This window comes from Quadrisphaera granulorum, from assembly GCF_003149145.1.
Classification (GTDB): Bacteria; Actinomycetota; Actinomycetes; order Actinomycetales; family Quadrisphaeraceae; genus Quadrisphaera; species Quadrisphaera granulorum.
The window spans coordinates 14,282-34,419 of record NZ_QGDQ01000031.1 but is presented as its reverse complement, the minus strand read 5'-3'; the positions used below and the strand labels follow the sequence as shown (position 1 = coordinate 34,419).

The 20,138-nt window shown below is 73.4% G+C and carries 18 protein-coding genes and 2 riboswitches; of the genes, 15 read left to right on the top strand and 3 right to left on the bottom strand.

The features are described from left to right. Nucleotides 1–5: 5 nt before the first annotated feature. A riboswitch (SAM riboswitch) is annotated at nt 6–115 on the bottom strand. Nucleotides 116–222: 107 nt separating this feature from the next. Further along, nucleotides 223–311: riboswitch (SAM riboswitch) on the top strand. A gap of 295 nt (nt 312–606) precedes the next feature. From BXY45_RS18950 to BXY45_RS18895, 13 genes are read left to right on the top strand one after another with little or no spacing between them, the layout of a single operon-like run. Next, nucleotides 607–1,536: a sulfurtransferase gene (locus BXY45_RS18950; protein ID WP_245961921.1), complete on the top strand. Its 930-nt coding sequence runs from the start codon at nt 607–609 to the stop codon at nt 1,534–1,536. Then, nucleotides 1,533–2,708 (top strand): LLM class flavin-dependent oxidoreductase, encoded by a 1,176-nt coding sequence (locus BXY45_RS18945; protein ID WP_109776095.1) that lies wholly within the window; start codon nt 1,533–1,535, stop codon nt 2,706–2,708. Before BXY45_RS18950 ends, BXY45_RS18945 begins: the two co-directional genes overlap by 4 nt. Next, nucleotides 2,705–3,922, top strand: coding sequence for an acyl-CoA dehydrogenase family protein (locus BXY45_RS18940; protein WP_109776094.1), 1,218 nt, complete (start codon nt 2,705–2,707; stop codon nt 3,920–3,922). The genes BXY45_RS18945 and BXY45_RS18940 overlap by 4 nt, the downstream gene beginning before the upstream one ends. A gap of 49 nt (nt 3,923–3,971) precedes the next feature. Next, nucleotides 3,972–5,645: an ABC transporter substrate-binding protein gene (locus BXY45_RS18935; protein WP_170131616.1), complete on the top strand. Its 1,674-nt coding sequence runs from the start codon at nt 3,972–3,974 to the stop codon at nt 5,643–5,645. Then, a complete protein-coding gene (locus tag BXY45_RS18930; protein WP_109776092.1) occupies nt 5,642–6,604 on the top strand; it encodes an ABC transporter permease in 963 nt (320 codons plus the stop codon). Before BXY45_RS18935 ends, BXY45_RS18930 begins: the two co-directional genes overlap by 4 nt. Nucleotides 6,605–6,614: 10 nt before the next feature. Beyond that, nucleotides 6,615–7,538, top strand: coding sequence for an ABC transporter permease (locus tag BXY45_RS18925; RefSeq protein ID WP_109776091.1), 924 nt, complete (start codon nt 6,615–6,617; stop codon nt 7,536–7,538). Then, nucleotides 7,535–9,232, top strand: coding sequence for a dipeptide ABC transporter ATP-binding protein (locus BXY45_RS18920; protein WP_109776090.1), 1,698 nt, complete (start codon nt 7,535–7,537; stop codon nt 9,230–9,232). Before BXY45_RS18925 ends, BXY45_RS18920 begins: the two co-directional genes overlap by 4 nt. Continuing rightward, a complete protein-coding gene (locus BXY45_RS18915) occupies nt 9,229–10,326 on the top strand; it encodes a ketopantoate reductase family protein (RefSeq protein WP_109776089.1) in 1,098 nt (365 codons plus the stop codon). Before BXY45_RS18920 ends, BXY45_RS18915 begins: the two co-directional genes overlap by 4 nt. Further along, nucleotides 10,323–10,757: a rhodanese-like domain-containing protein gene (locus BXY45_RS18910; protein ID WP_109776088.1), complete on the top strand. Its 435-nt coding sequence runs from the start codon at nt 10,323–10,325 to the stop codon at nt 10,755–10,757. The genes BXY45_RS18915 and BXY45_RS18910 overlap by 4 nt, the downstream gene beginning before the upstream one ends. Next, nucleotides 10,754–12,181, top strand: a complete 1,428-nt coding sequence (locus BXY45_RS18905) for an FAD-binding oxidoreductase (RefSeq protein WP_109776087.1) — start codon at nt 10,754–10,756, stop codon at nt 12,179–12,181. Before BXY45_RS18910 ends, BXY45_RS18905 begins: the two co-directional genes overlap by 4 nt. 28 nt (nt 12,182–12,209) lie before the next feature. Continuing rightward, nucleotides 12,210–12,440 carry a DUF1737 domain-containing protein gene (locus BXY45_RS23505; RefSeq protein WP_245961920.1) on the top strand — a complete coding sequence of 77 codons (231 nt, stop codon included), beginning with the start codon at nt 12,210–12,212 and terminating at the stop codon, nt 12,438–12,440. Continuing rightward, a complete protein-coding gene (locus BXY45_RS18900; protein WP_170131615.1) occupies nt 12,437–12,847 on the top strand; it encodes a rhodanese-like domain-containing protein in 411 nt (136 codons plus the stop codon). The genes BXY45_RS23505 and BXY45_RS18900 overlap by 4 nt, the downstream gene beginning before the upstream one ends. Then, nucleotides 12,844–14,082: an O-succinylhomoserine sulfhydrylase gene (locus BXY45_RS18895; protein ID WP_211319744.1), complete on the top strand. Its 1,239-nt coding sequence runs from the start codon at nt 12,844–12,846 to the stop codon at nt 14,080–14,082. The genes BXY45_RS18900 and BXY45_RS18895 overlap by 4 nt, the downstream gene beginning before the upstream one ends. A gap of 116 nt (nt 14,083–14,198) precedes the next feature. Here the strand turns inward: BXY45_RS18895 and BXY45_RS18890 are convergent, their stop codons facing one another. The 3 genes from BXY45_RS18890 to BXY45_RS18880 are packed head-to-tail and all read right to left on the bottom strand — an operon-like array spanning nt 14,199 to nt 18,205. After that, complete coding sequence (locus tag BXY45_RS18890) at nt 14,199–15,395, bottom strand: helix-turn-helix domain-containing protein (RefSeq protein WP_174976638.1); 1,197 nt, start codon at nt 15,393–15,395, stop codon at nt 14,199–14,201. Nucleotides 15,396–15,436: 41 nt separating this feature from the next. Continuing rightward, nucleotides 15,437–16,390 carry an alpha/beta hydrolase gene (locus tag BXY45_RS18885; RefSeq protein WP_211319743.1) on the bottom strand — a complete coding sequence of 318 codons (954 nt, stop codon included), beginning with the start codon at nt 16,388–16,390 and terminating at the stop codon, nt 15,437–15,439. Between the two features lie 36 nt (nt 16,391–16,426). After that, the gene (locus tag BXY45_RS18880) at nt 16,427–18,205 is read right to left on the bottom strand and encodes an amidase (protein ID WP_109776085.1); all 1,779 of its coding nucleotides are present in this window, start codon (nt 18,203–18,205) and stop codon (nt 16,427–16,429) included. A 172-nt stretch (nt 18,206–18,377) separates the two neighbouring features. On the opposite strand from BXY45_RS18880, the gene BXY45_RS18875 reads away from it, so the two are divergent. Then, a complete protein-coding gene (locus tag BXY45_RS18875; RefSeq protein ID WP_109776084.1) occupies nt 18,378–19,382 on the top strand; it encodes an agmatine deiminase family protein in 1,005 nt (334 codons plus the stop codon). A 23-nt stretch (nt 19,383–19,405) separates the two neighbouring features. After that, nucleotides 19,406–20,032, top strand: coding sequence for a TetR/AcrR family transcriptional regulator (locus BXY45_RS18870; protein ID WP_109776083.1), 627 nt, complete (start codon nt 19,406–19,408; stop codon nt 20,030–20,032). Nucleotides 20,033–20,138 lie beyond the last annotated feature (106 nt).

The following is a 20,138-nucleotide window of genomic DNA, read 5'->3' as shown; positions in this document are numbered from 1 at the left end:
TCCCCGCCACGGTCTTGCGCCGCGCTCCGCGACGCCTGGTCCTCACCCGGGGCACCCCTGCGTGGTGGGGGTTGCCGGTCGACCAGCCGGGGCCTTTGGGTCGACGCTCGTGACCTACTGGTCGGATTCCACCTCACCACCCGCGGACTCGTCAAGCAGGGAACGACACCCCGGCGCCCGGTCTCGTTGACACTCGTTGCCGTCGCCACCTAAAGTCCCTCACAGCCATCCAGAGCGACCGAGAGACCTGGCTCGTCGACGTCGCAGCAACCACCCGCGAGGGCCGGTGCTACCGCCAGGACCGATGGGAGATCACCATGGTCATGCCGCCCGCTGGGCTGTCGCTCGTGCGCCGTCGCCACGTCGACCTGCTGCACCACGCCAGCGCGCTCTGTCGCCGCTGACCCCACCTCCGCGACCGTTGCCGCAGCGGTCCGCCACCAGCACCACCGCACCACCCGCCCGGTAGCACCGGCCGGTCGCTTTCGCGTGCTCTGAGGAGCGCGAGGGCCCCGGCGACAGGTCGACGCCGGTCGGGCGATGCCCTCTGTCCACCCGCAGTACCTCCACCTGCCGCACTGTCGGCCACCCCACCCAGGAGCTCCTGTGTCTCTCCGCCCACCCCTCATCGACGCCGCCGAGCTGGCGGCCACCGCCGCCCGCGGCTGGCGCACCACCGACGGCACCCCCGTTCGCGTGCTCGACGTCCGCTGGCGCCTCGGCGCCGCCGATGGCCGCGATCAGCACGCCGCGGGCCACGTGCCGGGTGCGGTCTACGTCGACCTCGACACCGAGCTCGCCGTCCCCGCTTCCGAGCACGGCCCCGCCGACGGCCGCCACCCGCTGCCCACCCGCGAGGCCCTACAGGCCTCCGCGCGGCGCTGGGGGCTGCACGACGGCGACGCCGTCGTCGTCTACGACGACTGGGACTCCTTCGCCGCGGCCCGCGCGTGGTGGCTGCTGCGCCACGCCGGCATCGTCGACGTCCGCGTGCTCGACGGCGGCCTGTCCGCGTGGAAGGCCGCCGGCCAACCTCTCGAGACCGGCGACGTCACTCCCGCGCCGGGCTCGGTGGAGCTGAGCTGGGGGCACCAGCCGGTGCTGACCATCGACGAGGCCGCTGCGTTGCCCGAGCGCGGGGTGCTCCTCGACGCCCGCGCCGGGGAGCGGTACCGCGGTGAGGTCGAGCCGGTCGACCCGGTCGGCGGGCATATCCCGGGGGCGGTGAGCCTGCCCACCGCGAGCCATGTCGACGGCGGCCGGTTCCGCACCCCGGAGCAGCTGCGTGAGGCGTTCGCGTCGGTCGGGGTGCCGGTGACCGGGGAGGACGACGACGGCGAGACGCCCGTCGGTGCCTACTGCGGCTCCGGTGTCACCGCCTCGCACACCGTGCTGGCCCTGGAACTCGCCGGTCTGCGCGGCGCGCTCTACCCCGGCTCCTGGAGCCAGTGGTCCAACACCCCCGGGCGCCCCGTCGCCACCGGAACCCAGCCCACCCCGTCCTCCCTCGCTGAGCCTGCAGGAGCCCCCCGATGACCGTCGAGTTCATCAGCGCGATCAACGTCAACCCCGCCAACGAGATCAACGGCTCCACCGACACCCGGATCGACCCGAAGTACCTCGCGCGGTACGCCCGCACGCTGGAGGAGGCCGGCTTCGACTACACGCTGGTGCCGTACGGCTCGCCGTCCTACGACCCGTTCACCGTGGCCGCGACCGTGGTGGCACACACCGAACGCATCAAGCCGATCATCGCGCTGCGCCCCAACACCATCTACCCCACCGTGGCGGCCAAGGCCCTGGCCACGCTCGACCAGCTCTCGGGCGGTCGCGCAGTGGTCCACTTCATCGCCGGGGGCAGCACCCAGGAGCAGGCCCGCGAGGGAGACCGCCTCTCCAAGACCGAGCGGTACGCGCGGCAGGCGGAGTACATCGAGATCCTGCGCAAGGTCTGGACGTCCACCGAGCCGTTCGACCACACCGCCACGTACTACTCCTTCGAGGACTTCGTCTCCCGCGTACAGCCCGTCAACGGCACCATCCCGGTGTCCGTGGGGGGCTCCTCCGACGACGCGTACCGCGTGGGAGGTGCCCTCGGCGACATCTTCGGTCTCTGGGGCGAGCCGCTCGCGGAGACGGCGGAGCAGATCAGCCGGGTCGCCGAGGCCGCCCGAGCCGCCGGCCGCACCGACACCCCGCGCACGTGGGTGACGTTCCGGCCGATCATCGCGCCCACCGAGGAGCTCGCGTGGGAGCGAGCCCGCGCCACCCTCGACGTGCTCTCCGGTCGCGGCGGAGCGGGTCTGTGGCGAACCCGCCGTTCCGCGAGCGCCGGACCGGAGAACGTCGGCAGCCAGCGCCTGCTCGACATCGCGGCGCGCGGTGACCTGCACGACCGTGCCCTGTGGTTCCCGACCGCCACCGCGACGGGCGCCCAGGGCGCGTCGACGGCGCTGGTCGGGACACCGGACACGGTGGCCGCGGCGATCCTCGACTACGTCGACCTCGGCGCCGACCTCATCTCCATCCGCGGCTACGACAACCTCAACGACGCCATCGACTACGGCCGCTACGTGCTGCCGCTCGTGCGCGGTGAGCTGGCCGCCCGCGAGCAGGGCCGGCGCGGGTCCGTCGTCGACGCACCGCCGGTGGACGACGTCGTGCGCGCACGCGAGCAGGCGCACGCCCGCGAACGAGTCGCCTCGTGAGCGCGCCCGCGCTCACGACACCCGCACCAACAACACCCGGGCTGCCCGCCGTCGACACCTCCCCCGAGCGCCTCGAGGCCCTGCGGGCGCAGCTCGCCGCCACGGCACCGCAGGTGGACGAGACCGCGGAGTTCCCGTGGGAGGGACTGCGCGCAGTGCACTCCGCCGGGCTGCTCACCGCGACCGCAGGCGGTCGGCACCTGTCGGGTGTCGATGCCGTGCGGGTGTTCACCGCTCTCGGCGCGGGCGACCCGTCGGTGGCGCTGCTGGCCGCCATGACGGTGTTCCTGCACCCCCTGGCCGCCCGCACCTTCCCGCAGCGGCTGCTCGAGCGGCTGCTGCGGGAGTCGGCCGAGGGGCCCACCCTGCTCAACGCGGTGCGCGCCGAGCCCGAGCTCGGCGCGCCCGCGCGCGGTGGGCTGCCGGCCACCACCCTGCGCCGCGCCGGTACCAGCGGCGGTGACGGACTCGGCTGGGTGCTCGACGGGCACAAGGCCTACGCCACCGGCTCCGAGGGACTCGCCTACCACCTGGTGTGGGCGGTCACCGACGAGCCGACGCCCCGCGTCGGCCACGTGGTGGTGCCGGCGCGGCGGGACGACGGGACGCCGACCCCGGGCATCGAGGTCGTCAGGACGTGGGACCACCTCGGCATGCGCGCCACCAGCACCCACGACGTCGTCTACTCCGGCGTCGAGGTGCCGCTCGACCACTTCGCCGGGGCGCCGGTGGGCACGGTGCCGAACAACGCCGCGCCAGTGGACGCGCTGCACCTGGGGCTGCCGGCGCTCTACCTCGGCGTCGCACGTGCCGCACAGGCCGCGTTCACCGACTTCGCCCATGACCGAGTGCCCGCCGCGCTGGGACGCCCCATCGCGACCACCGACCGGATCCGCGCCGTGGCCGGTGAGGTGGAGGCGCAGTTGCTGGGCGCCGAGGTGATCCTCACGTCGCTGGCGCGGGCCGTCGACGAGAGCACCCCCGGCAGCACCGACCGCCAGCAGGCGCTGGAGCGCTCCGGTGTCGCGAAGCTGCTGGTCACGCGTGCCGCGATCACCGCGGTGGAGACCCTCGTGGGTGCCGCGGGCAACCCGGGCCTGTCGCGCCGCTCCCCGTTGCAGCGGCACCTGCGCGACGTGCTCTGTTCGCGCATCCACCCGCCCCAGGACGACACCGCCCTCATCGCCCTCGGCTCGCGGGCCCTCACGCGTTGATCGGGCGCGCTGACGCCCCGAAATCCAGCCCTCACCACCAGGAGCTTCCGTGTCCTTCGAGCAGTCCCACGCGCCCTCTCGCAGATCCTTCCTCGGTCTGACCGCTGCCGGTTCGCTGGCGGTGCTGCTGTCCAGCTGCGCCGTCGACCCGAAGACCCTCGAGGCCGACCCCGCAGCGGGCACCGCGACCTCCGCGGCGATCGTCGAGGGCGGCACGCTGCGCCTGGCGTTCACCTCCGACGTCTACGGCAACCTCGACCCGAACCAGAACTTCTGGATCGAGTCGCGCAGCATCAACCGCAACCTCGTCGACTCCCTCACCGACCAGGACCCGAAGACCGGTGAGATCGTCCCGTGGCTCGCCACGAAGTGGGAGGTCGCGCCCGACGCGAAGAGCTACACCTTCGACCTGCGCGACGACGTCACCTTCAGCGACGGCACGAAGTTCGACGCCACCGCCGTGAAGACCGCACTCGACGGCATCAAGGCGCTCGGTGCCAAGGCCTCCCTCGGCGCCACGTACATCTCCGGGTACGCGGGCACCACGGTGCTCTCACCGACTCGGGTGCGCGTCGACTTCTCGACACCGAACGCGGCGTTTCTGCAGGCGACGGCCACGACCACGCTGGGGATCCTCTCCCCCGCCTCCTACAGCAAGACCCCCGAGGCCCGCGCCAAGGGCGACTACGTCGGGTCGGGGCCGTTCACGCTCACCGAGTACGTGCAGCAGCAGTCCATCAAGCTGGCCAAGCGCGCGGACTACGCCTGGGGCTCCGGCATCAACGCCAACACCGGCGCCGCGCACATCGATGCGCTCGAGGTGACCTTCATCCCCGAGGAGGGCGTGCTCACCGGCAGCCTCACCTCGGGGCAGATCGACGTCGCGTGGCCGCGGACCCCGCTGTCCGAAGCTGCGCAGACCTCGGTCAAGGCCGCGGGCGCGACGGTGCTGAGCGCCGTGTTGCCCGGCCTGACGTACAACATCATTCCCAACGTCAACGGGATCCTCGGTGACCCGGCTGTCCGTCAGGCCCTGCAGAAGGCCCTCGACCGGGCCGAGTGGGCCTCGACCGTCTTCTACGACGGCTACCCGGTGGCCAAGAGCGTCATCGACTCCACCACCCCGCAGTGGGCCGACAACTCCTCCCTGCTGGAGCACGACCCGACCGGCGCCAAGGCGCTGCTCGACCAGGCCGGATGGGTGGCCGGCTCGGACGGCACGCGGTCCAAGGACGGCAAGCCCCTGTCGCTGACGCTCGTCGTCGGTGGCCCGTGGGCCGGCTGGGACCTCGTGCAGAGCCAGCTCGGGGAGGTGGGCATCACCCTCGTGCAGCGCGTGGTGACGCCCGCGGAGTTCACCACCGCGAGCAACAGCGGCGACTTCGACCTCACCGCCACCTACTTCACCCGCGGTGACGCCGACATCCTGCGCACCTACTACGACCAGAGCGTCGTCAAGCCCGGCACCGGCCCGGGCGCCTACAACCAGGAACCGCAGACCGCCGCGCAGCTGACCACCCTGTTCGCCCAGGAGATCAGCGAGACCGACCCGGTCAAGCGCAAGGCCGTCTTCGCGGACATCCAGAAGATCCTCATCTCCAGCGGCGCGCTCTTCCCCCTCCAGGACCGCGTGCAGACCGCTGCGACGGCGGCGACGGTGCACGACCTGAAGTTCACCCTCGAGAGCTTCCTGCGGCTCAACGACGTCTGGATCTCGAAGTGACCGCGCGGTACGTCGCGGGACGCATCGGGCAGGCCGTCGTCGTGCTGTGGGCGGCGTACACCGTGACGTTCGTCGTCCTCTACCTGCTCCCCAGCGACCCGGTGTCGATCCTCGTGGACACCGCGGGCGGCGCGAAGGGCGCTGCGAGTGCGGCGCAGGTCGCGGCGATCAAGGCGGAGTACGGCTTCGACAGGCCGGTGCCCGTGCAGTACGTGACGATGCTCGGCGCTGCCCTCACCGGTGACCTCGGCAGGTCCGTCTCGCTGGGCACCCCGGTGAGCACACTGCTCGAGGAGAACCTCCCGAGCACGCTGGCACTGGCGGTGGTGGCCATCGCCATCACCGTGGTGGCCGGGCTGGTGCTGGCGTTCGTCGCCACGTACGTGCGCCGCCCGTGGCTGCGGACCCTGCTGGAGCGGGTCCCGGCGCTGGGGGTGTCGTTCCCGACGTTCTTCATCGGGCTGCTGCTCCTGCAGGTGTTCTCCTTCAACCTGCGGCTGTTCCCCGCGACCGGCTCGCAGGGGCTCTCCTCGCTGGCGCTGCCCGCCGTGACGATGGCGATCCCCGCCGCGGGCATGCTCGCCCAGGTGCTCGTGCGGGGGCTGTCGGACACCCTCGGCGAGGCGTACGTCACCACCGCGCATGCCAAGGGGCTGCACCGGCTCGTGGTGCACGGCAAGCACGCGCTGCGCAACGCCGCCCTGCCGGCGCTGACGATCCTCGGGGTGCTCGTGGGCTCCGCGGTCACCGCGTCGATCGTCGCCGAGACGATCTTCTCCCGGGCCGGGCTGGGCCGGCTGACGCAGCAGGCCGTGCTCGCGCAGGACATCCCGCTCGTCATGGGCATCGTCGTGGTGGCAGCGGCGGCGTTCGTGCTGGTCAACCTCGTCGTCGACCTGATCTACCCGCTCCTGGACCCGCGCGTGGTGGTCAGCCGCCTCGCCGTCCGGGCCGCCTGAGGAGGCCGCCGTGACCACGCTCACCTCACCCACCCAGACATCGCACACGACCTCGACGACGACGGCTGCCGCCGACGCGACGACGGCTGCCGCCGAGCCTGCTCTCCTGCCTGGGGGGCGGCGTTCGCGCCGTGCGCAGCTGCTGCGCCGTCCCGGCGTCGTCGTCGCCGTCCTCTACGTGCTGCTCGCCCTCGGCACCGCGGCGGTGCCGGGGCTGTACACCGGCGTGGACCCGCAACAGCCTCACCCTGCCGACAAGCTGCTGCCGCCGGGTGGGCAGTACTGGTTCGGCACCGACGAGCTCGGGCGCGACCTGTTCGCGCGGGTCGTGCACGGCAGCGCACTCACCGTCCAGGCGACGCTGGTGGCGCTGGCCATCGCGGTGGTCGCCGGACTGCTCGTCGGCCTCGTGTCGGGGTTCTGCGGTGGGTGGGTCGACGTCGTGCTGATGCGCGGGGTCGACGTGGTGCTCGCCATCCCGACGCTGCTGCTGTCGCTGACGATCATCACGGCGCTCGGCTTCGGCACCGTCAACGTGGCCATCGCCGTGGGCGTGGCGCTCGTACCCGGCTTCGCGAGGATCACCCGCGCCGAGGTGCTGCGCGTCAAGACGCTGCCCTACATCGAAGCGGCCCGCTCCGGCGGCGCCACCTGGACCAGCGTGCTGCGCCGCCACGTGCTGCCCAACACGTGGGGCCCCGTCGTGGTGCTCGCCGTGCTCGACGTCGGCACCGCGATCCTCGCGGTGTCGTCGCTGAGCTTCCTCGGCTTCGGGGCGCAGCCGCCGCACGCCGACTGGGGCTCTCTCATCGCCAGCGGCAGGACCTACCTCGTCACCAACCCCTGGCTGAGCCTGCTGCCCGGCCTCGCGGTGGGCCTGCTCGTGCTGTCGCTGAACCACGTCGCCAAGAGCCTCGAGGAGGTGGCCCGATGAGCACGTCGACCCTGGCCGTGGACACCCCCGTGGTCGAGGTGCGCGACCTGTCGGTCGCCTACGGCCAGCACCAAGCGGTCAACGGCGTGAGCTTCGCCGTGCCCGCGGGGCGCGTCGTCGCGGTGGTCGGGGAGTCCGGCTCCGGCAAGACCACCACGGTCTCCGCGCTGCTCGGGCTGCTGCCGGCCGCCGGCCGCGTCGTCGCAGGCTCGGTGCACGTCGGCGGGCGCGACCTCACCCACGTCTCCGAGCGGGAGCGGCGCGCCGTGCGCGGCCGGGTGGTGGGGTACGTCCCGCAGGACCCGACCGTGGGACTCAACCCGACGCTGCGGGTGGGCGAGCAGGTGGCCGAGGCGGTGCGCCGCCGCGGCGTGCCGCGCCGGTCGGTGCCCGCCGAGGTGCTCGAGGCCCTGGCCGCCGCGGGCATCGACGACCCCGCCCAGCGCGCCCGCCAGCACCCGCACCAGCTCTCCGGGGGGCTGCGCCAGCGCGTGCTCATCGCCACCGCGCTGGCCGCACACCCGCAGCTGGTCATCGCCGACGAGCCCACGAGCGCGCTCGACACCACGGTCGCCCAGAAGATCCTCGACCATCTCGAGGGCTTAGTGAGGACGTCGGGCACGGGCCTGCTAATCATCACCCACGACCTGCGCGTAGCCACCGACCGCGCTGACGAGGTGCTCGTCATGTCCGCCGGGCGCATCGTCGAACGCGGACGTCCCGTCGACGTGCTCGGCTCCCCACAGCACCCGTACACGCAGCGGCTCGTGGCCGACGCGCCCGGCGGCGGGTCACGCAGCGTGACGCTGGTGGCGCCGGCAGCGGCAGTGTCGGCAGAGGCGGCAGAGGCGGCCCAGGCTGACGACGTGGTGCTGCGGCTGGAGGGCGTCACCAAGGACTTCGTCGTGCCGCGGGGGGCGGCGCAGCGGACGCTGCGGGCCCTCGACGACGTCAGCCTCAGCGTGCGGCGCGGCACCACGCTGGCGCTGGTGGGCGAGTCCGGCTCGGGCAAGACGACCGCGCTGCGGGTGGCGATGCGCCTGGAGGAGCCGACCTCGGGACGCGTCGTGTTCGACGGCGAGGACATCACCCGCCGCGGCTGGCGGGAGCTGCGGCCGCTGCGCCGCCGCTTCCAGCTGGTGCACCAGAACCCGTTCGCAGCGCTCGACCCCCGATGGGACGTGCGCGACCTCGTCACCGAGCCGCTGCACTCCTTCGGCATCGGCACCTCCGCGGAGCGGGCGCGCGCGGCGGAGCGGCTGCTCGACGCCGTGCACCTGCCGGCCGCCTTCGCCGACCGCCGCCCCGCCGAGCTCTCCGGGGGGCAGCGCCAGCGGGTGGCCATCGCTCGGGCCCTCGCGCTCGATCCGGAGCTCGTGCTCCTCGACGAGCCCGTCTCAGCGCTCGACGTCACCGTGCAGGCGCAGGTGCTGGACCTGCTCGTGGAGCTGCAGCGCGAGCGGGGGCTCTCCTACCTGCTCATCTCCCACGACCTCGCCGTGGTGGCCGACACCTCCCACGACGTCGCCGTCATGAGCCGGGGCCGCATCGTGGAGAGCGGTCCCACGGCGCAGGTCTTCGCCGATCCGCAGGCGACGACGACGGCGGAGCTGCTCGCCGCCGTGCCAGGGCAACGCGCGGCCCGCCGAGCCGGTGCGCCCGACGGCCAGCTGCTGGCGGAGGCGGCCCGATGACGCGATACGTGGTCATCGGCGCTGGCGCCGTCGGGTCCGTGCTGGCTGCGCAGCTGCACGCCGCCGGGCGCGAGGTGGTGCTCGTCGCCCGTGGTCGGCAGGTGGAGGTGCTGCGCAGCCGTGGGCTGACGGTGCTGCGGCCGGCCAGCGCCGGTGCACGGTCCACCGAGGTGGTCCGGGTGCCGGTGGCCGCCGGTCCCGACGACGTCGACCTTCGCCACGACGACGTGCTGCTGCTCACCACCAAGGCGCAGGACGTCGACGCGGCGCTCGACGCCTGGGCGTGGCAGCCGGTGATCTCGGACGACGGTGCAGGCCTGGTGGGCGCGGACTTGCCGCTCGTGACGTTCCAGAACGGCGTCAGCACGGAGCGGGCGGCGCTGCGCCGCTTCCGCACCGTGCTCGGAGCCACGATCTGGATCGCCGCCAGCCACACCGAGCCGGGCGTCGTCGTGAGTCCCAGCTGGCCGCGCGTCGGCCTCGTGTGGGTGGGCCGCTCCCCACGCGAGTCGGGCTACATGTCAGATCCCGTGGCCCACGCGGTGGCGGCTGACCTGGACGCCGCGGGCTTCGCGGCGTGGAGCGTGCCGGACGTGGCGCGGTGGAAGGCCCACAAGCTCGTCATCAACGCCACCAACGGCCTGGACCTGTTCTCCCGAGAAGCTCCCGCGGACCGGGAACTGCTCGACCGGCTGGCCGCCGACCTCGTCCGGGAGACCGAGGCAGTGCTCGACGCAGCGGATCTGCCCCGCGCCGACCCCCGCGCGGTGGGTGTCGGTCCCGGCTCCCTCGTCATCGAGGAGGTACCGGGTCACGTCGGCGGTCGCCGCTCCACCTGGCAGAGCTTCGCCCGCGGTGCGGGATCGGAGGTCGACCACCTCAACGGCGACGTCGTGCAGCTGGGCCGGCTGCACGGCGTGCCCACCCCGGCCAACGAGCTCCTCCAGCGCGTGCTCGGAGCAGCGTTCTCCGGCGAGACCCGCACGCTGCCCCTCCCCGCGGAGCTGCTGCGGTCAGCCCTCCCAGCATCCCCGCCGGCATCCACGCCACCGTCCCTTCCCACACCCACCACCCTCACGGAGGTCCCGGCATGACCACGACGACGAGCACCACTCCCAGCACCAGCAGCACCGACTTCGACACCACAGCCACCGAGCCCAGCGCGCCGACCGTGCCGCTCGTGCCCCCGGCCATCGCCGGAGCCGCCGTCGCGGGCGGCGCGCTCCTCGTCGACGTCCGCTCCGCGGGCTACCGCGAGAAGCACGGCGAGCTGCCGCAGGCCGTCGTCGTCGACAAGCCCACCGCGGCCGAGGTCGTCCCCACGCTGGCCGCGACGGACGCCCCCGTCGTCGTCATCTGCGGCTCCGAGGCCGGCTCGACGCCGGTGGTCGAGGCGCTGGCCGCCATCGGCTACACCGCGCTGGTGCACGTCGCCGGCGGCTACCCCGCGTGGAAGGCGGCCGGCCTGCCCACGACGCCCGGTACCGAGGACAGCACCGACACACGCGCCGAGGGCGCTGCGTGACGAGCACGACCACCGGGGTCGAGGCGGGGGTCGACACATCGCTCGTCGACGGGCTGGTCGCCGATCTCAGCGACTGGTCCGTCGAGCCCACGGCGCTGCAGGCCGCGCGCCGCGACAGGTCGGGGGTGCCCGCGCCGGGCGACCCCGCCGTCGTCGTGCGCGCCCGCAGCGTCGCCGAGGTCCAGCACACCGCCCGGTGGTGCTCCGCCACGCGCACGCCGCTGGTGGTGCGCGGGGCGGGCAGCGGCCTGGCGGGAGCGGCCACCGCGGGCGCAGGTGTGGTGGTGCTGGACCTGTCGAGGCTGGACCGGATCGTCGAGGTCGACCCCGTCGACCAGGTGGCCGTCGTCGAGGCCGGTGTCGTCACCGCCGCGCTCGACGCGGCGGCGGCCGAGCACGGCCTCATGTACGCGCCCGACCCGGGCAGCGTCGGCATCAGCACCATCGGCGGCAACATCGCCACCAACGCCGGCGGCCTGCGCGGCGCCAAGCACGGCGTCACACGCGAAGCCGTGCTCGCGCTCGACGTCGTTCTGGCCGACGGGCGGCTCATCCACGTCGGGCGACGCACCCTCAAGGGCGTCACCGGGTACGACCTGGTCGGCCTGTTCACCGGGTCCGAGGGCACCCTCGGCGTCGTCGTCGGCGCGACGCTGCGGCTGCTCCCCCGGCCGGCGGCGGTGGCCACGGCGCTCGCGACGTTCACCAGCGTGGCGGCGGCCGCCGCGGCGGCCAGCGCCGTCGTGTCCTCAGGCGTGCGACCCCTGGTGCTGGAGCTGGTGGACGGCGCCACGCTCGGCGCCATCGACGCCCTCGCGGGCACCGCGCTGCAGGTGGCCACGGGGCCGTCCGGCGCGGTGCTCGTGGCGCAGACCGACGGCTCGTCCTCGGCCGCTGCCCGCGGGGAGCTGGACCGGCTCGCAGCGGTGCTCACGCCCCTGGCGCTGACCGTCGAAGCCACCGACGACGCGGCACGCGCCGAGCAGCTGCTCACCGCCCGCCGCGCCGCGCTGCCGGCCGTCGAACGGCGCGGGCGCGTGCTCATCGAGGACATCGCGGTGCCACTGTCACGCCTGGCCGAGGCAGTGGAAGGCGTGCAGGGCATCGCCGCGCAGACCGGCACCGAGATCTACGTGCTGGCACACGCCGCCGACGGCAACCTGCACCCGCTCATCGCCGTCCCCGGTGGTTCCGGAGAGGGACAGGACGAGGCACCGCTGCCGCCGCAGGTGCTCGCCGCCGCCGACGCGGTCTTCGACCTCGCGCTGCGCCTGGGCGGCACGGTCACCGGGGAGCACGGGGTCGGTTCGCTCAAACGGGAGCATGCCGCCCGCGAGCTCGGGCCCGACGTGGTGGAGTTGCAGCACCAGCTGAAGGCCGTGCTGGACCCATCGGGGATCCTGAACCCGCACACAACGCTCTGAAGATCCAGAAGAACCTCGAGGAGACCTCGTGACGACACCAGCGGACCAGGGAGCCCAGACCGGAGCGGAGATGGGTGGTCTGCTGCGCTACCGCCTGCTCACCGGCACCGACGACCGTGCCTTCTGCGAGAAGGTCAGCGCCGCGTTGGCGCAGGGGTACGTGCTGCACGGCTCGCCCGCCATCACCTTCGACGGGACCAAGCCTGTCACCGCTCAGGCCGTGGTGCTTCCCGCGGTCCTTCACGAGGTGCAGCCGTGAGCCGCGCCGGTGACGTCACGCCGCGCGAGGCGTGGGACGTGCTGACCACCGAGCCGGGCGCCGTGCTCGTCGACGTGCGCACCCGGGCCGAGTGGACCTTCGTCGGGGTGCCAGACCTCGCCGGTCTGGGCAAGCAGCCCGTGCTCCTGGAGTGGAACGACTACCCGGACGGGCAGCGGAACCCGCGGTTCCTCGACGAGCTCGCGGCCGCCGTCCCCGACCGGGACGTCCCGGTGCTGTTCCTGTGCCGCTCGGGGGTGCGGTCGGTCGGTGCCTCCGACGCGGCCGCCGACGCGGGCTGGTCGCGGGCGTTCAACGTGCTCGACGGCTTCGAGGGCCCCACCGTCGACGGGCACCGCGGTGCCGTCGGGTGGCGCGCCGACGGGCTGCCCTGGAGCCAGCCGTGACCGCCCTCGACGAGCAGAGCTGGGGGCCGGCCACGCGCGCGGTGCGCGGAGGTCTGGCCCGCTCCGGCTTCGATGAGACCGCCGAGGCGCTCTACCTCACCAGCGGCTTCGTGTACTCCTCGGCAGCCGAGGCGGAAGCCGCCTTCGCCGGGGAGCACGACAGGTTCGTCTACTCACGGTTCAGCAACCCCACCGTGAAGGTGGTGCAGGACAGGCTCGCCCTCATCGAGGGCGCTGCCGGGTGCTGGGGGACGTCCACCGGCATGGCCGCGGTGTACGCCGCGTTGCAGTCGCTGGTGCGCCACGGTGACCGGGTGGTGGCCTCGCGGGCGCTGTTCGGTTCCTGTTACGTCATCTGCGACGAGCTCCTCCCCCGCTGGGGCGTGGAGGTGGAGTTCGTCGACGCTGCCGACCTCGGCCAGTGGGAGCGCGCCCTTTCCCGGCCGACGACGGCGGTGTTCTTCGAGACGCCGTCCAACCCCACGCAGGAGCTCGTCGACGTGCGTGCGGTGAGCCAGCTGGCGCACGCCGCCGGCGCGACCGTCGTCGTCGACAACGTCTTTGCCTCCCCGGTGCTGCAGAAGCCGCTGGAGCTCGGCGCCGACGTCGTCGTGTACTCGACCACCAAGCACCTCGACGGCCAGGGCCGCACGCTCGGTGGTGCGGTACTGGGGACCGAGGCGTTCTTCGCGAGCAAGGCCGCGGAAGACCTCGAGACGTTCATCCGTCACACCGGCCCGTCGATGAGCCCGTTCACCGCATGGGTGCTCGCCTCGTCACTGGGCACGCTGGAACTGAGGGTGCAGCGGATGAGCGCGTCGGCGCTGGCCGTGGCCGAGCACCTGCAGGGCCTCGCCGACTCGGGCTCGGGCGCCGGGGCGCAGCTGGCGTCCGTGCGCTACCCGTGGCTCCCCTCCCACCCCCAGCACGAGCTGGCCCGGGCGCAGATGAGCGGAGGCGGCTCCGTGGTGACCCTCGAGCTGGCGGGGGGCAAGCCGGCCGCCTTCGCCTTCCTCGACGCGCTGCAGCTGGTGGACATCTCCAACAACCTCGGTGACGCGAAGTCGCTGGCCACCCATCCGGCCACCACGACACACCGGCGGCTGGGCCCGGAGGGACGCGCCGCCGCGGGCATCACCGACGGCACGGTGCGGCTGTCGGTGGGGCTGGAGGACGAAGCCGACCTGGTCGCCGACGTCAGCGCGGCGCTCGCCGCGGCCGCCGGGACGCGCTAGGGGCTGTCGGACGTCCGTCCCTGCGCCCGCCGCGAAACGGCGGGCGCAGGGACGGCGCCTCTGACCGGTGGGTTGGGGGAACCAGATCCGGTCAGTCGAGGGGCGGGTCTACCAGGTCACGACCGCGGAGTTCGTGGTGGCACCACACGTCCTCGTCCGCCGCGCTCGTTCCTTGGCGTCAACATCGCCGGTGGAGAGCCTGGCCGATGTGAGTGGACAGCGGTACCGACACCCGTCGGGCATTGCGTCGAGGCCTGTCCGACACCTGTCGGTGCCTCGGACGCCCTCCGGGGAGCCGGCAGGTCGAGCACCCGGGAGTGCCTCAGGCGCCACCTCAACCACGCGACGCTCAGGCGCGCCCTCCCCAGACCCGCGAGCGGGTCGAAGCCCAGCGCCTCGACCACCTCCTCCAGACGCCCGTGCAGGGTGCTGTGGTGCACGTGGGCCAGCCGTGCCGCGTGGCGCACCGATGTGGCCTCGGTCAGGGCCGCGAGGGTCGAGGCGCCCCAGGGCAGCGCCGCGAGCGCCTCGAGCCGGTCCACGTCACGCGTGTCGGCGTCCTCGGGGAGGTCGACGAGCAGCTCGAGGAGACCCCCGAATCGCTCCGCGTGCGAGGTCGGCCCGTAGGCGGCGTCCCACAGCCGCAGCGCGGTGATCGCGGTCTGTAGAGCGCGGGGGAGGTCGTCGACGGCGACCAGCTGGCTCGCGCCGCTGGGCGTTGCGGGGATCGGGGCGTGCCCCTCGGGGACGACGAGGACGTGCAGCGGCCCGTGGGGTGTCGGGACGACGTCCTCGGGGACGACGGGATGGGAGGTCCACTGGGCGAACAGCGGCGCCACCACGACGCGGTGACGTCCGTCGGTCCGGATTCTCAAGGCGCTGGCAGCTTGCCGCCGGCAGGCCACCGGCACGTCCCGGTCCAGGAGCACCGCCATGTGTCGCCGCTCTGCGAGAACTGCCCGGCCCCGGCCGTGACGGATACGCAGTGCCAGCACGAGCCGCTCGAGGATCAGCGCATCGTGTCCGCCGGGTGAACCGTCGCGCTCGAGCCAGACGAGGACGCCGTCGACACCCCGCGTTCCCTCCGGGGCCGGCGCGGACTCCAGCACCGTGCCGGTGCTGGCGACCCGCAGGCACGTCGAGGTTCCCTCCAACTGGAATCCGGCAGGGCAACCGGCCATGGCCGCTGCGGCTGACAGGAGCCCCCTCGTGCCGACGTTGCCCACCAGCAGTTCGTCGAAACAGGCGATGACGCGCAGCCCGTGGCTGGCGTCGGGGTCGAGCGCTTCGAGGCGTCCTAGCAGGTCCTGCACCGAAACATGATGACCGGGCCTCCCCTGGGAAGACGCGGTGCTCAGTCGCCGACCACCCGTTCCAACCAGGCGTTTCGCACGGATGCCAACGAACGGGCGAGCGCCGTGTGCGGCGCGAAGATGTCGAAGGCGTGGAAACCGCCGGGCCAGACGTGCAGCTCCGCGTCGACCCCGGCACCCCAGAGCGCGGACGCGTACGCCACCGCCTCGTCGCGGAAGATCTCGGCCTCGCCCACGCTGACGAAGGCCTGCGGCAGGTGGCGTAGGTCGGTCGCCCGGGCGGGCGCGGCGTACGGCGACACGTCCGGCCCACCGACCGCCGCACCCAGCAGCGCCGTCCATCCGGTCTCGTTGCTGACCCGGTCCCACACGCCCACGCCGTCGAAGGCACGCGTGGAGTCCGTGACGCCGCGGTCGTCGAGCATCGGGAAGTCGAGCAGCTGGCCGCACAGCGCCGGGCCGCCGCGGTCACGTGCGGCCAGGGCCAGACCTGCGGCGAGGCCGCCGCCGGCGCTGGCACCACCGACGAGAAGGCGGTCGAGCCGGATGCCCAGGTCTGCCGCGTGGGCAGCTGTCCACTCCAGCGCGGCGTAGCAGTCCTCCCGAGGGACCGGATCGGGGTACTCGGGAGCTCTCCGGTACTCTGGGGTCACGACCACCAGGCCCAGGTGCTCGACCCAGTCGAAGACCTGGTCGAGCCCGCTGAAGCGGTCACCGAAGATCATGCCGCCGGAGTGGGCGTAGAGCATCCCCGGGCGCGGCCCGGTGATGCGGGGGTTCCGCAGGACCGAGACGGTGACCGGAGCCCCCGCGAACCCTTCGACCACGACGTCCTCGCAGGTCACCGACCGACCGGCCAGCGACTCCACCAGCGGCCGTGACGCGTAGGACCGGCGCATGAAGTCGATGAGGTCAGGCGTGACGGTGGGCGGGAAGACACCGCCCACGAGGGCCAGGCCCGCTCGGAGCTCGGGATCGAAACGGGGACGCTCCACCGGGGGCCGCCTTGGCTCGGTCAGGACGAGGAACGGTCATCCTCGCAGGGGCGGCGTGCGGGGCGGCGCGACGCGCCGCGAGCCCGTGGCCTCGAAAGCAGCGGCCAGGCGCAGCAGGCGGGTGTCGTCGTAGGCGCGTCCGGCCAGCGTCAGCCCCACGGGCATGCCCGCGTCGTGCATGACCCCCATCGGCACTGTCACGGTGGGGATGCCGAGGTGGCGGACCGCGAGGTTGCCGTTGGCCACCCATACGCCGTTGCGCCACGCGGCGTCGGCAGCGGCCGCGTCGACGTCAGCGGTGGCCGGACCGACGTCCGCCACGGCGGGGAAGACGACGGCGGCCAGGCCGAGCCCGTCCATCCAGTCCTCGAGGTCGGCCTTCCGGGTGGCCTCCAGCCCGCGCAGCCCGTCGGCGATGCCGGGGACGTCGGTGTACGAGGCGCCCGGGTGGTCACGCACCCACTGCGGGTACGTGGGCAGGTCGTCGTCGAAACCGGTGTAGCGGTCGGGCAGGGCGCCCTCAGGGTGGGGGAAGATCCGCTCGCCGTCGACGTCGGCGAGGGTGCGCAGCGCCGGGTCGCCGTTGGCGTCGAGGAAGTCCTCGAACGCCCACGCGGCGAGGTCGGTCAATTCTCGGCGCAGGAAGTCAGCGGGCACGAGACCGCGAGTGGCGATGGTCGGAGCACCGGCGCGGTCGCCCTCGTAGTTCGACACCGCGGGGAAGTCGACCTCGACCACCTCGGCGCCCGCAGCCTCCAGATCGGCGCGCGCCGCCTCCCACAGGGCGATCACCGAGGCGCGGGTCTCGATCCGCTCGCCGGTGGGGCCGCCGATGCCCGTGCCGGTGCCCGCGTCGGTGTCGGCGTTGACGTACATCCGCGGCACGCCCACGCGCACGCCGCGCAGCAGCTCACGGGCGGCGTCGTCGGCGGCGTCGTCGACGGCCAGCGCCGCGTAGGACTGCGGCCGCACCTCGGACGCGGCGGGGATGGGCACCCAGGGCTGCGACCGCCACAGGTCACCGCGGGTCTGCTCGTCGTCGGCGACGACGACGTCGAGCACCTCCAGCAGGTCGGCCACGGTACGGGTGTGCGGGACGACGACGTCCATGGTCGGCACCAGCGGCCAGTTGCCCCGCGTGGAGATGACGCCGCGGGAGGGGGTGTAGGCGACCAGGCCGTTGTTGCTGGCGGGGCCGCGGCCGCTGGACCAGGTCTCCTCCCCCAGGCCGAAGGCGGCGAAGCTCGCGGCCGTCGCTGTCCCCGAGCCGTTGGAGGAGCCGGAGGCGAAGGGAGCGGTGAGCCAGTCCGCGCTGTACGGGCTCTCGGCGCGGCCGTAGACGCCGCGCTGCATGCCGCCGTTGGCCATGGGCGGCATGTTGGTCAGGCCCAGGCAGATCGCTCCGGCGGCGCGCAGGCGCTCGATGGTGAAGGCGTCGCGCTGGGCCACGAGGTCGACGAACGCCGGGCTGCCCGCCGCCGCCGTCAGCCCGCGCACGAGGTAGCTGTCCTTGGCGGTGTACGGGATGCCGTCGAGCGGGCCTCGAGCCTCGCCCCTGGCCCGGCGCTCGTCCGAGGCCCGCGCCTCGTCGCGGGCGGCCGGGTTGAGGACGACGACCGCGTTGAGCGCCGTCTCGGTACCCGGGGCGTCGTAGGCCGCGATGCGGGCGAGATAGGCCTCGACCAGCGAGACGGCGGTGGCGCGACCGTCCTGCAGCGCTGCGCGCAGGTCGGCGATCGAGGCCTCGACGACGTCCACATCGACGTCCACGTCGACGTCCACATCGACGTCGCGCTGAGGGGTTTGGGGGGCCATGCGATGCGCCTCTCGCCGAGGCTGACTAATCGACAGCCTTTCGGTTACTGTTCCCCGCATCTTGGGGCACGGACCGCGTGGTCCGCAACGGGCCGCGGACGACCGCGGACGAGGCCGCCCCGGCCGAGTGGCAGGAGCAGCTGTGCCGACGACCAGGACGAGGACGACGACGATGCCCGCCGAGTGGGAGCACCACTCCCGCACGTGGATGGCCTTCCCCCCGCCCAACGCCACGTTCGGCGAGGTGGGCGGGGCCGACCTCGCCCGGGCGCGCGTCGCCTGGAGCCGGGTGGCGAACACCGTGGTGGGCTTCGAGCCGGTGACGGTGCTCGTGCGGCCGGAGGACGCCGGCGCTGCGCGCGAGCTGCTCGACCCGCGCGTGGAGCTCGCCGAGGTGGGCCTCGACGACTCCTGGCTGCGCGACTCCGGCCCGACGTTCGTGCGGGGAGCCTCCGGCATCCAGGCGGTGGACTGGACGTTCAACGGCTGGGGCGCGCAGCGCTGGGCCGCCTGGGACCAGGACGCGCAGGTCGCTCGCCACGTGGCGGAACTGGCCGGGGTGCCGGTGGCGTCGTCGTCGCTGGTGACCGAGGGCGGAGGCTTCCACGTGGACGGCGAGGGCACCGTCCTGCTCACCGACACGGTGCAGCTGGACCCGCACCGCAACCCCGGGTGGACCCGCGAGCAGGTGGAGGCCGAGGTCCACGCCCACCTGGGCACCACGAAGGCCATCTGGCTGCCGCGCGGGCTGACTGCCGACTACGGGGAGTTCGGCACCCGCGGGCACGTCGACATCGTCGCCGCGTTCACCGCGCCCGGCCAGGTGCTCGTGCACACCCAGACCGACCCGGGCCACCCCGACCACGAGGTCTCCGCCGAGGTGCTCGAGCTGCTGCGCACCGCTACCGACGCTCGCGGACGCCGCCTGCAGGTCACCGAGCTGCTCGCCCCGGTGGTCAGCGAGGTGGACGGGGAGCTGGTCGACCACTCCTACGTCAACCACTACGTCGCCAACGGCGTCGTGGTGCTGTGCGCCTTCGCCGACGAGCACGACGCGGCCGCCGCGCGCGTGCTGACGCAGGCCTACCCCGATCGCGAGGTGGTGCTCGTGGACGCCCGCGACATCTTCGCGTTCGGCGGCGGCATCCACTGCATCACGCAGCAGCAGCCGGCCTGACGGATCCGGTCGAGGAGGTTGCCGTGGCACGTCCGACCTCGCCGCTGCTCTCCCGTGGCGGGATCCTCGCCGCAGCACTGGAACTCGTCGACGCCGACGGCGACTTCACGATGCCGCGGCTGGCCCGCGCGCTGGGCGTCAGCTCGTCGTCGCTGTACCACCACGTGCCGGGCGGGCGCTCCGACGTCGTCGAGGGTCTGCGCAACCTCGTCTGCGCGGGGCGGATGCCCACCGAGCGCACCGGCAGCGAGGGCTGGCGCGCCTTCGCCGAGCACTGGGCCCGCGGCTACCGCGGGGCGATGGCGGCGCACCCGCACGTCGTCCCCCTGCTCACGACACAGACCGTCAGCGACCCCGCGGTCCTCGCCAGCTACGAGGCGCTCGTCCACGTGCTGGTCCAGGACGGCTTCGACGACGCCACCGCGCTGCACGTGGTGGCCGTCCTCGACTGCTTCGTGCTCGGCTCCGCCCTCGACGCGGGCGCGCCAGCGCAGGTCTGGGCCGACGACGACGGCAGCCGTCCCCACCTGTCGCGCGCTGTCGACGCCGCGCGGTCACGGCCGGGCGACCGGTCAGCGACGACCTTCGAACTGGGCCTGACGAGCCTGCTCACCGGCCTGGAGTCGGCCCGGGAGGGCGGCGACGCGTAGGACGATCCGCTGGCGAAGGCTGCCGTCGGAATCATTAAGACTGCCGTTCCCGTCAAGTGCGGGGAGTGAGCTGTGGGCACTCTCCTCGCCACGACCTCACAGGGAG

What these genes read in the sequence shown, in the direction of transcription:
- BXY45_RS18880 (WP_109776085.1), bottom strand. Translation starts at nt 18,205, where the DNA reads ATGGCCCCCCAAACCCCTCAGCGCGACGTCGATGTGGACGTCGACGTG.
- BXY45_RS18910 (WP_109776088.1), top strand. Translation starts at nt 10,323, where the DNA reads ATGACCACGACGACGAGCACCACTCCCAGCACCAGCAGCACCGACTTC.
- BXY45_RS18915 (WP_109776089.1), top strand. Translation starts at nt 9,229, where the DNA reads ATGACGCGATACGTGGTCATCGGCGCTGGCGCCGTCGGGTCCGTGCTG.
- BXY45_RS18920 (WP_109776090.1), top strand. Translation starts at nt 7,535, where the DNA reads ATGAGCACGTCGACCCTGGCCGTGGACACCCCCGTGGTCGAGGTGCGC.
- BXY45_RS18875 (WP_109776084.1), top strand. Translation starts at nt 18,378, where the DNA reads ATGCCCGCCGAGTGGGAGCACCACTCCCGCACGTGGATGGCCTTCCCC.
- BXY45_RS18945 (WP_109776095.1), top strand. Translation starts at nt 1,533, where the DNA reads ATGACCGTCGAGTTCATCAGCGCGATCAACGTCAACCCCGCCAACGAG.